We start from the raw sequence: 15,806 nt of genomic DNA on the forward strand, positions 1-15,806 counted from the left end.
GCGACCAGGACAACAGCATCGATGCGATGATCGCCATCCTGGAAAAAACCAGCGAGCGCACCGAGCGCCAGTTGCGCGCCGAAGTGCAGTCCAGCGCCCAGGGCAATCGCCAGGAACTGACTGGCGCGCTCTCCGAATTTCAGCGCAACATCGGCGCGCAGCTGACCGGCGTGGCTACGCTGCAGAACGGCCAGATCGACGGCTTCGCGCAGCAGCTGGCGAAGTTGTCCGAATTGAATGCGCAGCAGCTCGAAGCGATGCGCAATGCGATCACGCTGCAGGCCAAGGCCGGGCGCGAGGAGCAGGCGTCGGCGCTCAAGCGCTTCGCCGACACGCTGAATCAGACCGTGGCCACGCTCACCGAATCGAATGCGCAGCGCATGGGCGAAATCCGCGAAACCCTGGAAGCCAAGATCCGCGACCTGCAGACCGACAATGGCACCCGGCTGGAAGAGATGCGCCGCACCGTGGACGAGAAGCTGCATTCGACGCTGGAAAATCGACTCTCCGAATCCTTCCGGCTGGTGTCGGATCGCCTCGACAAGGTGCACCAGGGCCTGGGCGAAATGCAGCAGCTCGCCGTCGGCGTCGGCGACCTGAAGCGGGTGCTGACCAATGTGAAGACGCGCGGCACCTGGGGCGAGGTGCAGCTCGAGATGCTGCTGGAGCAAATGCTCACCGCCGACCAGTTCGCGCGCAACGTCGAAACCATCCCCGGCACCGGCGAACGGGTGGAATTCGCAATCCGGCTGCCCGGCGCTTCCGATGACGGCCCGCCGGTATGGATGCCGATCGATGCGAAATTTCCGAAGGAGCAGTACGAGCGCATGCTCGACTGCGCCGAACGCGCCGACGCCGACGGTCACGATGCCGCCTGCCGCGAGCTCGAGCGCGCGCTGCGCAACGAGGCCAAGACCATCGCCGAGAAGTACCTGTCGCCGCCGCTGACCACCGATTTCGCGATCCTGTTCCTGCCCACTGAAGGCCTGTACGCCGAAGCGATGCGCCGCCCCGGCCTGGCCGACGAGCTGCAGCGTCGCTGCCGGGTGACGATCGCCGGACCGTCGACGCTGTCGGCGCTGCTGAACAGCCTGCAAATGGGCTTTCGCACGCTGGCCCTGGAAAAACGGTCGTCCGAGGTCTGGCAGGTGCTGGGTGCGGTCAAGACCGAGTTCGGCAAGTTCGGCGATGTGCTGGCCGCGACCAAGCAAACCCTGGAACGCGCGGCCCGCAATATCGAGCAGGCCGAAACCCGCAGCCGGCAAATGTCGCGCAAGCTGAAGTCGGTGGAAGCGCTGCCGGCGGACATGGCCCGGCATCTACTGGGCGCGGAGCCGGGCGAGCCGAGCTGATTTAAGCGGCGCGCAAACCGGTTCCGGGCTTGTCGGATGCATAATCTGCAAAAAACCGATACGGAGACCCGCGCCATGTCCCAGCCCAGCGTTCCCGCCGCCGCACTCGACCAGCGCGCCGCCGCCTCGCGCGCTGCCCACCGCAGCAAGATCGTTTCCGCCGCCGAGGCAGTGCGCCTGATTCATGACGGCGACACCATCGCCACCGGCGGCTTCGTCGGCATCGGCTTCCCGGAAAACATTGCGATTGCGCTGGAGCGGCGCTTTCTCGGCCAGGGCGATGCCGAGGCCCGCGATGCCGGCGCGCCGCGCGACCTGACGCTGGTCTACGCCGCCGGCCAGGGCGACGGCCGCGACCGCGGACTGAATCACCTCGGCCATGAAGGCCTGGTCAAGCGCGTCATCGGCGGCCACTGGGGCCTGGTGCCGAAGCTGCAGCGGCTGGCGATGGACAACCGCATCGAAGCCTACAACCTGCCGCAGGGCGTGATTTCCCACCTGTTTCGCGACATTGCGGCCGGCAAGCCGGGCGTGCTGACGCATGTCGGCCTGGGCACCTTCGTCGATCCGCGCCATGGCGGCGGCAAGATCAATGCGCGCACCGTAGAAGACCTGGTCGAGCTGATGACGATAGGCGGCAGGGAATACCTGTTCTACAAGGCCTTGCCGATCAACGTCGGCATCATCCGCGGCACCACGGCGGATGCGAACGGCAATGTGACGATGGAGCGCGAAGCGCTGACGCTGGAAGCGCTGGCCATTGCGATGGCGGCGCACAATTCCGGCGGCATCGTCATCGTGCAGGTCGAGCGCATCGCCGAAGCCGGCACGCTCAATCCGCGGCAAGTGAAGATTCCCGGCGTGCTCATCGATTGCGTGGTCGTGGCCGAGCGGCCTGAATACCACATGCAGACCTTCATCGAGCCCTACAGCGCGGCTTTTGCCGGCGAACTGCGGGTGCCCGTGTCAACGCTGGCGCCGATGACCCTGTCCGAGCGCAAGATCATCGCGCGCCGTGCAGTGCTCGAGCTGCAGCCCAATAGCGTGGTGAACCTCGGCATCGGCATGCCGGAAGGCGTGGCCGCGGTGGCCGCCCAGGAAAGGATACTGGACCTCGTGACCTTGACCGCCGAGCCCGGTGTGGTCGGCGGCATACCGGCCGGCGGTCTGAACTTCGGCGCGGCGACGAATGCGGATGCGATCATCGACCAGCCATCGCAATTCGATTTTTACGATGGCGGCGGGCTCGATGCCGCGTTTCTCGGCCTGGCGCAGGCCGACCGCTGCGGCAACCTGAACGTCAGCAAGTTCGGCCCGCGCCTGGCCGGCGCCGGCGGCTTCATCAACATCAGCCAGAACGCGAAGAAAGTGGTGTTCGTCGGCACCTTCACCGCCGGCGATTTACAGATCGCGGTCGAGCATGGGCAGTTGCGCATCCTGAAGGAGGGTGGCAATTGCAAGTTCATCGAGGAAGTTGAACACCGCACCTTCAGCGGCGAACAAGCCATCGCGCGCGGTCAGACTGTGCTGTACATCACCGAACGCTGCGTGTTCCGGCTCACCGCTGGCGGTTTGGAGGTCATCGAGATTGCGCCGGGCATCGATCTCGAGCGCGATGTGCTGGCGCAGATGCGTTTCGCGCCGGCGGTAAGTCCGCAGCTGAAGTTGATGGATGCGCGCATCTTCCGTCCGGCGCTGATGGGATTGCGTGAGGACATCCTGTTCCTGCCGCTGGACCAGCGCATGCAATACGATGCCAGGCGCGGCGTGTTCTACATCAACTTCGAAGGCTACGAGGTCAGGCATCGTGCGGACGTCGAGGACATACGTGATGCGGTAGCGCGGCACCTGGAACCGCTGGGGAAACGGGTACCGACCATCGTCAATTACGACAACTTTTCGATTGCGCCCGAGCTGATGGACGACTACATCGCCATGGTGCGCGATCTGACGCAGCGCTTTTACAGCCGCGTGACCCGCTATACGGCCAGCACCTTCATGCGCAGCTACTTCGGCCAGGCGCTGCGCACGCAGATCACCGATCCGGCGCTGTATGCCACTTCGGAAGAAGCCTTGTCGGAACTGCTGAATGCGCGGGGTCTGGATGAGTCCTGAATCGAAGCTGGCTTCCTGCATGTTTTGCGACATGCGCGGACGCACTTATCCCTCTTTCTTCGAGCGGGCATGTTTGCCCATAAGCATGTGTTGTTGCGCCACAGTCTTCGTTGGATTGATGGAAATCATCCTCTAGTTTCGATCTTCGAAATGCGTGACCGCTCTTCGAAATGCGCGGCATAGAATCTGGGAAAACAATAACAGCCAGCATTCATCCATGTCCCCGAGGAGAGAGACCATGCATTTCCCTGCAAGCCCGAACGCCATGCGCGCGTTCCGTTACACCCTGAGCGCTTCCGCGGTTGCCATGCTGCTCGCCGGTTGCGGCGGCGGCGATGACAACACGCCGGCATCCAGTCAGCAAGCCGCACAGACGGTGACCTGCGCCGACATGAGCGGCAAGACGGTGCCGGCCGCGTCCATTGGTCTGGCCACCGGCGGTGCCAGCGTCACGTCGGCAACCGTGGTCAAGGCAACCGACGCCGGCAACAGCAACGGCGAATACTGCAAAGTCATCGGCAAGATCACGCCGGCCGCCAGCGCCGCAGCCGGCACCCCGGACATCAATTTCGAGCTCAATCTGCCGACCGCATGGAACGGCAAGGCGGTGCAGATGGGTGGCGGCGGCTACAACGGCACCGTGGTGACCGGCACCACCGCCGTGTCCTTCGCGCCGGGCAGCGTGCCGCTGGCGCAGGGCTATGCCACCTTCGGCTCGGATTCCGGCCATACCGGCAACAGCGCGACCGCGGATTTCGCGCTGAATGAAGCTGCGATCAACAACTTCGGTTTCGAGCACCTGAAGAAGACGCATGACACAGCCTTCGCGCTGATCAAGCAGTTCTATGCCAAGTCGCCGGACAAGTCGTACTTCGCGGGCGCCTCCACCGGCGGCCGGGAAGGCATGACCGTGGTCGAGCGCTTTGCTTCGGATTACGACGGCGTGATCGCGAATGCGCCGGCGCTGAACTTCTCCGGTGTGCGATTGCAGGGCGTGAAGATCGGCCAGGCGGCTTACGGCACGCCGGGCGGCTACATCAATACGGCCAAGCAGAAGCTGATTCTGAAGACCGTGCTCGACAACTGCGACGCGGACGACGGCGCGACGGATGGCATCGTCAGCAATGTGGCGGCCTGCCGCGCCAAAGCGTCGACCATCACCGCCGCGTTGCGCTGCCCGAGCGGCGCCGACACCGGCGATTCCTGCCTGTCCGATGCGCAGCTGGGCACCGTGGCCGCGATCCAGGACGACCTGGTGCTGCCTTACCAGCTCGCCTACGGCGTGAACCGGCACCAGGGCTACAACATTCTGCAGGGTGCGGATTTCTCCGGCGGACTTGGCCTCGGCACCTCGGCTACGCTGCTGTCGCCGCCGACGGTAGCGGCCAACGGCTATCTGTACGCCCAAGGCGATGGCTACCTGAAGTACTTCGTGACCAAGAATCCGTCGCTCGACAGCTTGCACTTCGACCTGAACAACCCCGGCCAGTATCAGCAGCGGCTGGTGGATTTGTCGGCCACGGTGGGCGCGATGAATCCGGACATCTCGGCCTACCGATCGCGCGGCGGCAAGCTGATCATCCTGCATGGCCTGGCCGACGAGGTGATCAGCCCGAACGTGACCATCGCCTACTACAACGCCCAGGTCGCGAAGGATGGACAGTCGGCGGTGGATTCCTACATCCGCTTCTACAACGTGCCCGGCATGGGCCATGGCGACGGCACCTTCGTGCCGGCCTGGGATGCGATGACGGCGCTGGACAAATGGGTGACGCAGGGTACGGCGCCGGATGTGCTGGTCGGCACCGACACCGTCACCGCCACCAGCGGTCGCTCGCGTCCGCTGTGCCGGTATCCGACTTATCCGCGCTACAAGGGCAGCGGCAGCATCAATGTGGCGGACAGCTATGCCTGTACCGCGCCGTGATGGGGGAGGTAAGACTCCGGCATGGCTGAACGCCGGAGACTGAAAAGAAACAGGGGACGGTTTGCGTCCCCTGTTTGCTTTCGATTTGGTTACGCCGCCTGCTGGCCCGTAGGGCCTGCTCCGCCCACGCGGTTGTTCGATCAACGCGTGGGCGGAGCAGGCCCTACGGGCCGCTAGGCACGCTTCAAATCAAGCCTTCAAACGGCAGCACATCGACCATGTCGCCAGCCTGCACATTGCCCAGCTCGTGGCCCAGCACCACCATGCAATTGGCCTGCGACATCGAGCGCAGGATGCCCGAACCCTGCGAGCCCGTGATACGTACCTGCCGGCTGCCATCCGTAGCCCGGTACAGGATGCCGCGCTGGTACTCGGTGCGGCCCGGTTTCTTGCGTATCGCGCCTTCCGAGCGCGCCTGCAGCAGCGGTAGTGGCTCGCTGTCGGCGCCCATCATGTGCAGCAGCGCTTCGCGCGCGAAGAAGTAGAAAGTGACCATCACCGCGACCGGATTACCGGGCAGCCCGAACAGATAGGCGCTCCTGCCGGCCGAATGGATCTTGCCGAAGGCCATTGGCCGACCCGGGCGCATGCCGATCTTCCAGAAAGTGACGTCGCCGAGCTTGGCCATCATGTCGCGGGTGTAGTCGGCCGCGCCGACCGAGACGCCGCCGGAAGTGATGATGGCGTCGGCATTCTCGCAGGCGCTGCGAAAGGCCGCCTCCAGCGCCGCCGGATCGTCCTTCACCACGCCCATGTCGATGAAGTCGCAGCCCAGGCGCGAGAGCATGCCGTACAGCGTGTAGCGGTTGCTGTCGTAGACGCAGCCTTCGTCCAGCGGCTCGCCGATCGAGCGCAATTCGTCGCCGGTGGAAAAGAAAGCCACGCGCAGGCGGCGTTGCACCGGCACTTCCGCAATGCCCAGCGAAGCCAGCAGGCCCAGGTCCGCCGGGCGGATGATGCGACCCTTTTGCAGCGCCGGTTGTCCAGCCGCGAGATCCTCGCCTTTCAGGCGCCGATTGTCGCCGGCGCGCACCACGCCGCCTGGCAGCGAAATGGCCTGTGCGCCGGTCTGTTCGATGAATTCCTGCGGCACCACGGTGTCGCAACCGGCGGGCATGACTGCGCCGGTCATGATCTGCACGCATTCGCCCGCCTTGAGTTCGCCTTCCCAAGCGCGGCCGGCAAAGGCGGCGCCGACCACGCGCAGTTCGCGCGTGGCATCTGCGGCGGGCAGGTCGCTGCTGGCGAAGGCATAGCCATCCATCGCGGAATTGTCATGCGCCGGTACGTTGATGCCCGAGATGATGTCGGCTGCAAGTACCCGGTCCAGCGCGCTGCGGATGGCGACCTTTTCGATCGCATGCAGCGGTGTGACGAAGCTCTTGATGATTTGCTGTGCCTGCGCGACCGGCAGCGCATTCGGGTCGTAGCCGGACAGGCAGCTGACGACGTCCTGCAAGGTGGGGTGGCTCATGGTTTTCTTATCCGCCTATGTATGACATTTCAACTTTCTTGCCTGCGGTACGCGAGGGGTCGGGAACGCCGGCCGCACGCAATTCCGAATAGCGATCGCCGCGATCACGCCAGATGCCGGCCACGACGCTGGCAATTTCGGCGTCGCTGCGACCCGTGCGCAGCAGCGCGCGCAGATCGTGACCGCCGGTGGCGAACAGACAGGTGTAGAGCTTGCCTTCGGTGGACAGGCGAGCGCGGCTGCAGTCGCTGCAGAAGGCCTGGGTGACGCTGGAAATGACGCCAATCTCGCCGCCGCCGTCGCGGTAGCGCCAGCGCTCGGCGGTTTCGCCGGTATAGTTCGGCTCGATTTCTTCGAGAGGGAGTTCGGCGTCGATGCGGCGCACGACTTCGGCTGAAGGAATCACTTCATCCATCTTCCAGCCGTTGCTGTCGCCCACATCCATATATTCGATGAAGCGCAGGATGGTCGGCGTGTCCTTGAAGCGGCGCGCCATCGGCAGGATTTCGCCATCGTTGACGCCGCCCTTGACCACCATGTTGACCTTCACCGGTCCGAGTCCCGCGGCCTGTGCCGCCTCGATGCCGTGCAACACATCATCGACCGGAAAATCGACATCGTTCATGCGTTTGAAGATGGCATCGTTCAGCGAGTCGAGCGAGACCGTGACCCGGTTCAGGCCGGCGTCCTTCAGCGCGCGCGCCTTCTTCGCCAGCAGCGAGCCGTTGGTGGTGAGCGTGAGATCGAGCTCGCGGCCGTCCGGGGTCCTGATCTCGCGCAGCATGCCGATCAGCCGCTCGATGTGCTTGCGCAGCAGCGGCTCGCCGCCGGTCAGCCGGATCTTCTCCACGCCGTGCGCGACGAACACGCGCGCCACGCGGGTGATTTCCTCGAAGGAGAGCAGGGCGCTCTGCGGCAGGAACGCATAGTTCTTGTCGAAGACATCCTTGGGCATGCAATACACGCAGCGGAAATTGCAGCGGTCGGTGACCGAAATGCGCAGGTCGCGCAAGGGGCGCGCGAGCGCATCGGTCAGCAAGCCGTTCGGTGCCTCGAGGCGTTCCGGGACGGCCAGTGACGTGGCGCGTTGACGGTGATCCAGGACTGGGATGACTCGGTGATTCATGTGAGGAGTGTTGTAGTGACTGCGGGCGATACGCGAACTGCTAACGATACCACGGGCGCTGCGGTAACACAGACGTCGCACGGTGCAGGCCGCATGCGCATATGCGCGTATTGCCGCGCCAGACAGGAGAAAGGGAGCGCGAAGCTCCCTTTTGCTGTCATCCCGCGCCTCCCGATCACGGAAGGCGCTTCGATTTTCCAATCAATACCGGTTGGTTTCGATCTGGATCAGCGGCTCGTTGGACACCGGCGGCAGCGGCTTGCGTTCGCGCGGCACGCGTGGCGCCGGTTGGATACGGGCCGCGGCTTCCTGCGCGGCGCGCAGTTTTTCCGGGTCCGTCGTGGCCAGCGTCAGACCGGCGGCGGAGAGCATCGATTGCAGCTCTTCGACCGGCATCGTTGCCTGCGGTGCGGCAGCGATCGGTGCGGCCGGCGCTGGCGCCGCGCTGGTTTGAACGACCGCTACAGGCGCGACCTGGCTCGATTCGGCGGCTTGCGCAGCCGGCGCTTCCATGCCTTCCTGCTCGGCGCCGCTCTGTGCGGCAAAGGCTTCCACCGGGTCCGCTGCCGTTTCCGGTGCAGCAGCTTCGGCTGGTGCCTGTGCAGTCGCTTCCACGTTGACGACTGCGGCGGATTCCGTCGCCCTTTCCGTAGCGACCGCCGGGGCGGTTTCAGCGACGGATTCAACTGCAGCTTCCATGGCGGCAGTCGCCGGAGCGGCTTCCGCTACCGTTTCTTCCATCGTCGCCGGCTCGCTGGCAATCTGCGTCGCCGGCTGCTCGGTGACGATGACGGCACTGGTCACTTGCACCGATTCCGTTACCACGACTTCGGTGATGACGGCGCTGACGGCGTCAGCCGATGCGGCTTCGGGTTGCGCATCCGACGTCGCAATTGATTCGAGCTCCTCGCCCGATTCAATTGCTTCGCCATTCTCGCGCTCGCGGCGGTTGCGGTTGCGGCCACCGCGGCGACGGCGACGACGACGTTGCTCGTCGCCTTCCTCGGTGCCCTCGGCAGCCATGGTTTCCACGCCTTCCTGCTCGGCGCCGGTCTGGGCAGCAATGGTTTCGACCAAGGCCGGGCCCGCTTCAGGCATCGATGCGGCTTCCGGCGCGGCCTCGGCCACGTTGTTCAGCAATTCCTCGGCCATGGGCGCGGGATTGGCTGCCGTCTTGCGATCTTCGCGCGGTGCACGCGGTGCGCGTTCGCGTCGCGTGTTTTCGCGGGTTTCGCCGTTTTCACGCGGCTCGCGTGCCTCGCGCGGTTCACGCGGCTCGCGTTGCTGACGCGGTTCGGCGTTATCGCGCGGCTGGCGCGCTTCGCCATTCTCGCGCGGCTCGCGGCTATCACGATTTTCACGGCTTTCACGACCTTCGCGCGGTGCACGCGGACCGCGCGGTTGCGGCGCGGTGGCGGGTTTCGCGCCTTCCTCGCGCAGTTCGGGCTTGCCGGCTTCGCGTTCCTCACGCGGGCCGCGTCCGCCGCGGTTGCGGTTGCGCTGACTGCTGTTGCGGCCATTGCGCTCGGTGCGTTCCCGTGCGCTCTCCGGTTTCGCGGCGGCCACCGGAGCGGGCGCGGCAACCGGTTCGACCGGCTTCTTGCGGAACAGGCCGAACAGGCGGCTGAAGAAGCCGGTTTCTGCTGGAGCGGCGACAGGCGCGATTGGGGTCGGGACGCTTACCGGTTCCGGCTGGCGACGCTCGACGATCGGCGCCGGCTGGTCCGGCGTAATGCTCTTGACCATGGCTTCCTGGCGCGGCTTGGCTTCTTCCTTCTGACGCTTGCCGTAGCTGATGTCAGTTTCTGCGTTCTCGGCCATGTCGTAGCTTGCCTGCAGATCTTCCAGGCGCGGATCGTCGTGCTTCAGACGCTCCAGCTTGTAATGCGGGGTTTCCAGATGCTTGTTCGGGATCAGGATCACGCTGACCCGGTGGCGGGTTTCGATCTTCAGGATCTCGCCACGCTTTTCATTGAGCAGGAAGGCGGCAACATCGACCGGCGCCTGCACATGGATCGCGGCCGAATTTTCCTTCATCGCCTCTTCCTGGATGATGCGCAATACCTGCAGCGCGGAGGATTCGGTGTCGCGGATGTGGCCGGTGCCGTTGCAGCGCGGGCAGGTCACATGGCTGCCTTCGGACAGCGACGGACGCAGGCGCTGGCGCGACAATTCCATCAGGCCGAAGCGGGAAATCTTGCCCATCTGCACACGGGCACGGTCGAAGTGCAGCGCATCCTTGAGCCGGGTCTCGACTTCGCGCTGATTCTTCGAATTCTCCATGTCGATGAAGTCGATCACGATCAGGCCGCCCAGGTCGCGCAGTCGCAACTGGCGCGCCACTTCATCGGCGGCTTCCAGGTTGGTGTTGAGCGCGGTGGTCTCGATGTCGCTGCCGCGGGTCGCGCGGGCAGAGTTGACGTCAACCGACACCAGCGCTTCGGTGTGATCGATCACGATGGCGCCGCCGGAAGGCAGCGGCACGGTGCGGGAATAGGCGGTTTCGATCTGGTGTTCGATCTGGAACCGGGAGAACAGCGGCACATCGTCGCGATAGCGCTTGACCCGGTGCACCATGTCCGGCATCACGTGGCTCATGAACTGCTGGGCCTGGTCGTAGATGTCGTCGGTGTCGATCAGGATTTCACCGATGTCCGGCTGGAAGTAATCACGAATCGCACGGATCACCAGCGAGGATTCCTGGTAGATCAGGAAAGCGCCCGATGCTGACTGGCTGGCGCCTTCGATCGCGCGCCACAGTTGCATCAGGTAGTTCAGGTCCCACTGCAGTTCATCGACATTGCGGCCGATGCCGGCAGTGCGGGCAATTACGGACATGCCGGAGGGCAGGTCGAGCTTGTCCATGGTTTCGCGCAATTCCTGCCGGTCTTCGCCCTCGACGCGGCGGGAAACACCGCCTCCGCGCGGATTGTTCGGCATCAGCACCAGGTAGCGGCCTGCCAGCGAAATGAAGGACGTCAGCGCCGCGCCCTTGTTGCCGCGTTCCTCCTTCTCGACCTGGACCATGATTTCCTGGCCTTCGCGCAGCGCTTCGCGAATCGTCGCGTTGCGCACGTCGACGCCTTCACGGAAATAACTGCGGGCAACTTCTTTAAAGGGGAGGAATCCGTGGCGCTCTTCGCCGTAATTGACGAAACAGGCTTCAAGGGAGGGTTCGATGCGGGTAATGACGCCTTTGTAGATATTGGACTTGCGCTGCTCGCGTCCGGCGGTCTCGATATCGATGTCGATCAGCTTCTGGCCATCGACAATTGCCACGCGCAACTCTTCCTGCTGCGTGGCATTGAACAACATCCTTTTCATATTTTTCTCACTCCGTGGCCTTGGAAGGCCATCTTCAGTGCCGTCGGCGCTTTCGGACGCGAACGGCGGCTGCTATTTAGGGATGTATGCGAGGGCGGAGTGTCGGGCAGGGGAATTGCCATGCGGCGGGTCGCCAATGAATAGGGCGACGCCGTGCCGGGCGCGGATGGGCCTTCGTTTGGCGGCGCATGCCGGCCGCTTGCGTGTCGGCGCCGCGCGGTCGAGGCGCGGGACTATGCAAGGCGCGGCAGCATGCGCGCGTTTTGCCGAGTTCGGCATGCCGGTCCGGCAGCTTCGGCGAACAAACAGTTTCAGACCACATCAACCAGGCAGCCCGCGCTGTTGCGGGCTGCCTGAAATAATCCTTAGCGACAATCGATCCAACATTTTCGCGCGCTGCCCGATCACAACAACGGGTGCGACTCTGGGTCGCGCAGAAATGCTGCATACACATCTTTTCCATCGTATTTGCAAATTTGGCGGGGCCGATGGAGACGCCCCTTGTGTAGAATGTGCTTTTTATTCTTACACCTACGGCGGCCGCTCGCCACCGTCGGGCGATTATATATTCAAAATGAAGGACTTAGCGAGCTTTTCCGGGAAAAGTGCAAGAATCCCGGCCGCAGGTCAGCAATCTCCTGTTTCCGCGCAAGTCCAGTTGATCACGATTTCCGAAGAAGAATCCGGTCAACGCATCGACAACTATCTGCTCCGGGTTTTCAAGGGCGTTCCCAAAAGTCATGTGTACAGGGTGCTGCGCTCGGGCGAGGTTCGCGTCAACAAGGGGCGGGTGGACCAGACGTATCGACTGAAACAGGGCGATTTGCTGCGCCTGCCACCGGTGCGCATGAGCGAAAAACCTGCCACGTCGGTTGCCCCCGGAGCGGAATTTCGAATCCTGCTGGAAGACAGTCATCTGCTGGTCATCGACAAGCCGGCTGGCGTGGCGGTGCATGGCGGTTCGGGCGTCAGCTATGGCGTTATTGAACAGTTGCGCGCATCCCGCCCTGAAGCGAAGTTTCTGGAACTGGTGCATCGGCTGGATCGGGATACGTCGGGCATATTGCTTCTGGCGAAAAAACGATCCGCGCTCACCTCATTGCATGAACAGATACGCGAGGGGCAGCTCGACAAGCGTTACCTGACGCTGGTGAAGGGCGACTGGAGCAATCAGCGTCAGCATGTGCGCTTGCCACTGTTCAAGTACAGCACGCCGGATGGCGAGCGGCGGGTAAGGGTGCAATCCGACGGGTTGCCTTCGCACACTGTGTTCAATTTGTTGCGAAAATACGGGCCCTTTGTGTTGCTGGAAGCGGAGTTGAAGACTGGACGCACCCATCAGATCCGGGTGCACCTCGCTTCCAGCGGATTCCCGATCGTCGGCGACGACAAGTACGGCGACTTCAGCCTGAACCGGGAATTGCAGCGCGCCGAGGGCGAGCGGCCGGCATTCCGTCGCATGTTCCTGCACGCGCACAAGCTCACCTTCAGCCATCCGGAAAGCGGTCGGCCGGTGACATTGAGCGCCGCGCTGCCGGAAGACTGCGTTGCATTCCTGAAGGGCTTGGAAAGGATCGAAACCTGAGCGACCTGTCAGGCTCGGCCGAAATAATCGAATTTGAAAATAGGAGCGGGCGGCATCGTCCGAAGCCATGCCGAAAAAACAATTTGACTTGATCGTTTTCGACTGGGACGGCACGTTAATGGATAGCACCGCCGCCATCGTTCGCAGCATACAGGCCGCCGCGCGTGACCTCGGTTTGCCAGTGCCTGATACGCGCGCGGCATCGTTCGTCATCGGGCTTGGTTTGCAGGAAGCAATGCAAACCGTGCTGCCGGGTCTGGAAGCCAAGTACTATCCGCGCATGGTGGAGCGTTACCGTTTTCACTACCTGAGCCGTGACCATGAGCTGGTGCTGTTTGATGGCGTGCGGGAAATGCTGGCTGATCTGTCTCAGCAAGGCTACTTCCTTGCGGTGGCGACCGGAAAAAGTCGTGTCGGGCTGAATCGGGCGCTGGATAATGCCGGGCTGCTTTCGGTCTTTGATGCCACGCGCTGCGCCGATGAAACGTTTTCGAAGCCGCATCCGGCGATGCTGCTGGAAATCACGCGTGAGCTGGGACAGGAAATGAGTCGTACCGTCATGATTGGCGACACCAGTCACGATCTGCAGATGGCTGCGAATGCCGGCGCCAGTGGCATCGGTGTGCATTACGGCGCGCATACGCCGGACGAGCTGCTTGCCTGCAATCCTGTGTTCAGCGCCGAGTCGGTGCCGCAATTGCATTCCTGGCTCATTGAAAACGCCTGATGACAACCGAAGAAATTTACCTCTGTGAAGCATTGGCGCTCGCGGAAGGCGGCAGCGGCGTGCGCTTTCCGGTCACGGCGGGCGGCGAAGATGGCACCGGATTTGCCGTGCGCTACGATGGGCGCGTGCATGCCTATCTGAACCGCTGCGCCCATGTGCCGATTGAACTCGATTGGAATGAAGGGCAGTTTTTCGATTCGAGCGGTTTGTATCTGATGTGTTCCACACACGGTGCGATTTACGATCCGGAAACCGGGCGCTGTGCTGGCGGCCCATGCCGGGGCGGACGCTTGCGTGCTATCTCAGCGATTGAACATGACGGCAAGGTGTTCTGGGTGCCGGATGACTATGTAAAACCAGCCCGCGCCTAGCGCCGCGGCATACGGGAAAGAGCCAGGAAGAAGAGCCAAGACAATGAGCAGCGAGAACAACAAGGAAAACACGTACACACCGCCTGCGCGCGACGCTGCCTGGGAGCGCGAAGTCCTGGAGAAGCTGGCCTTCGCCACGCTCGCCGAACAGAAGAGCCGACGGCGCTGGAGCATCTTCTTTCGTTTTGCGTTCCTTGCCGTGATTCTCTTCGGCCTTGCGCTGGCCTTTGACCTGACTGACACGGAGATGGAATCGGTCGGTACGCATACCGCCATGGTGGAAATCGACGGCTCGATCGAGGCCGGCGGCGGTTCCGGCTCTGCAGAAACCGTGATTCCGGCATTGAACCAGGCGTTTTCCGACGCCGGCGCGGTCGGCGTGGTGCTGCGCATCAACAGTCCGGGTGGAAGTCCCGTTCAAGCCGGCATGATCAACGACGAGATCATGCGACTGCGGCAGCTGTATCCACAGAAACCCATCTACGCGGTTGTCGATGAAATGTGCGCATCGGGCGGTTATTACATTGCCGCCGCGGCGGATCGTATCTATGTCAACAAGGCAAGCATTGTCGGATCGATAGGCGTGCTGATGGATGGTTTCGGGTTTTCCGGTCTGATGAACAAGGTCGGTGTCGAGCGGCGATTGCTCACTGCGGGCGAGAACAAGGGGTTCATGGATCCGTTCAGTCCGATGTCGCCGAAGCAGGTCGAATATGCGCAATCGATGCTCAATGAGATTCATCAACAATTCATCGAGGCGGTGCGCAAGGGGCGTGGCAAGCGTCTGAAGGAAACGCCGGAGCTGTTCTCCGGGCTGTTCTGGACCGGTAGCAAGGCCGTGGAACTGGGTCTGGCCGATGGCTTCGGCACGGTCAACAGCGTAGCGCGCACCGAATTCAAAACCGAGGATGTGGTGGATTACACGAAGCGGGAAGCTTTGCCGGAACGCGTGCTGAAAAAGTTTGGCGCGGCGATTGGCGGCGGTGCGACAAGCTCGGTCCTCGGAAACGTCAAGCCCATGCTGCGCTGAGCCCCGGACCCGCGCGGCAGCCTTACTACGCCAGCATCGAGAACACGGTGGGCTTCTTGTGGAACGCGGGCATGCGCCCCGCTTGCAGTTCGCTCTTCCATGCGCTGACGGTGCGCGTCTGTATGCTTTCGTCTGGCAAGCTGAGGTCGGTTGCCACCGAGATGAGAGTGCCGGGTTGGCATGAGGCTGTCAGCGCTTCGAGCAGGGCCGCATTGCGGTAAGGCGTCTCAATAAACAACTGTGTCTGGCTTTCCTTGCGTGAACGCTCCTCCAGTTCGCGAATGCGACGCTGGCGCTGTGCGGCGTCGATCGGCAGATAGCCGTGGAAAGCGAAGCTTTGTCCATTCAGTCCACCGGCCATGATGGCAAGTAGCAATGACGAGGGACCAATCAGCGGCTTGACCCGAATACCGTGCACGTGCGCCAAGCGAACCAAGTTCGCGCCAGGATCTGCGACCGCAGGTACACCCGCTTCAGAAATCAGGCCCGTGTCGGTGCCTTGTAGTAGCGGCTCCAGCAAGCTTGGCAATGCGCCAGCTTCGGTATTGACATTCAGCTCGGCAATCTGGATTTCTTGCAAGGGACGGGCAAGCGCAACTCGGCGCGAGACCAGCTTAAGATAAGCGCGCGTGGTTTTCGCGTTTTCCGCGATGAAATGCGACAGCTTTGCAGTCTCTGCAATGACTGTCTCGGGGATGCTGGCCGCCAGCAGGCCCTCGTCGGCGGCGGCTGGCGCGCCGAGGAGATTGGGAATCAGATAAAGCGTGCCTGGCAC

General features: G+C 63.0%; 11 protein-coding genes. 7 read left to right on the plus strand and 4 right to left on the minus strand.

Annotation, left to right across the window (positions count from 1 at the left end):
• Positions 1–26: 26 nt before the first annotated feature.
• From JJB74_RS06390 to JJB74_RS06400, 3 genes are all read left to right on the plus strand, one after another.
• Entirely contained in the window at positions 27–1,352 is a 1,326-nt protein-coding gene (locus tag JJB74_RS06390; protein WP_407672292.1) for a DNA recombination protein RmuC, read from the plus strand.
• A gap of 75 nt (positions 1,353–1,427) precedes the next feature.
• A complete protein-coding gene (locus tag JJB74_RS06395; RefSeq protein WP_200590996.1) occupies positions 1,428–3,467 on the plus strand; it encodes an acyl CoA:acetate/3-ketoacid CoA transferase in 2,040 nt (679 codons plus the stop codon).
• A 238-nt stretch (positions 3,468–3,705) separates the two neighbouring features.
• Positions 3,706–5,394, plus strand: a complete 1,689-nt coding sequence (locus JJB74_RS06400) for a tannase/feruloyl esterase family alpha/beta hydrolase (protein WP_234484009.1) — start codon at positions 3,706–3,708, stop codon at positions 5,392–5,394.
• A gap of 184 nt (positions 5,395–5,578) precedes the next feature.
• Here JJB74_RS06400 and moeA read toward each other — a convergent pair whose 3' ends face one another.
• From moeA to JJB74_RS06415, 3 genes are all read right to left on the minus strand, one after another.
• On the minus strand, positions 5,579–6,868 hold the full coding sequence (gene moeA, locus JJB74_RS06405) for a molybdopterin molybdotransferase MoeA (RefSeq protein WP_200590997.1): 1,290 nt from the start codon (positions 6,866–6,868) through the stop codon (positions 5,579–5,581).
• Between the two features lie 7 nt (positions 6,869–6,875).
• Complete coding sequence (gene moaA / locus JJB74_RS06410; RefSeq protein ID WP_200590998.1) at positions 6,876–7,994, minus strand: GTP 3',8-cyclase MoaA; 1,119 nt, start codon at positions 7,992–7,994, stop codon at positions 6,876–6,878.
• 201 nt (positions 7,995–8,195) lie between these two features.
• The gene (locus tag JJB74_RS06415) at positions 8,196–11,318 is read right to left on the minus strand and encodes an Rne/Rng family ribonuclease (protein WP_200590999.1); all 3,123 of its coding nucleotides are present in this window, start codon (positions 11,316–11,318) and stop codon (positions 8,196–8,198) included.
• A 574-nt stretch (positions 11,319–11,892) separates the two neighbouring features.
• On the opposite strand from JJB74_RS06415, the gene JJB74_RS06420 reads away from it, so the two are divergent.
• The 4 genes from JJB74_RS06420 (at position 11,893) to JJB74_RS06435 (ending at position 15,031) form a co-directional block, all read left to right on the plus strand.
• Positions 11,893–12,903: an RluA family pseudouridine synthase gene (locus tag JJB74_RS06420; RefSeq protein WP_200591375.1), complete on the plus strand. Its 1,011-nt coding sequence runs from the start codon at positions 11,893–11,895 to the stop codon at positions 12,901–12,903.
• 67 nt (positions 12,904–12,970) lie between these two features.
• On the plus strand, positions 12,971–13,630 hold the full coding sequence (locus tag JJB74_RS06425) for an HAD-IIIA family hydrolase (RefSeq protein WP_200591000.1): 660 nt from the start codon (positions 12,971–12,973) through the stop codon (positions 13,628–13,630).
• On the plus strand, positions 13,630–14,001 hold the full coding sequence (locus JJB74_RS06430) for a Rieske (2Fe-2S) protein (protein ID WP_200591001.1): 372 nt from the start codon (positions 13,630–13,632) through the stop codon (positions 13,999–14,001). Before JJB74_RS06425 ends, JJB74_RS06430 begins: the two co-directional genes overlap by 1 nt.
• A gap of 43 nt (positions 14,002–14,044) precedes the next feature.
• Positions 14,045–15,031, plus strand: coding sequence for a S49 family peptidase (locus tag JJB74_RS06435; RefSeq protein ID WP_200591002.1), 987 nt, complete (start codon positions 14,045–14,047; stop codon positions 15,029–15,031).
• A gap of 25 nt (positions 15,032–15,056) precedes the next feature.
• On the opposite strand, the gene JJB74_RS06440 is transcribed toward JJB74_RS06435, so the two are convergent.
• Positions 15,057–15,806: an SAM-dependent methyltransferase gene (locus JJB74_RS06440; protein ID WP_200591003.1), complete on the minus strand. Its 750-nt coding sequence runs from the start codon at positions 15,804–15,806 to the stop codon at positions 15,057–15,059.

The organism is Noviherbaspirillum pedocola (assembly GCF_016632335.1).
Classification (GTDB): domain Bacteria; phylum Pseudomonadota; class Gammaproteobacteria; order Burkholderiales; family Burkholderiaceae_D; genus Noviherbaspirillum_A; species Noviherbaspirillum_A pedocola.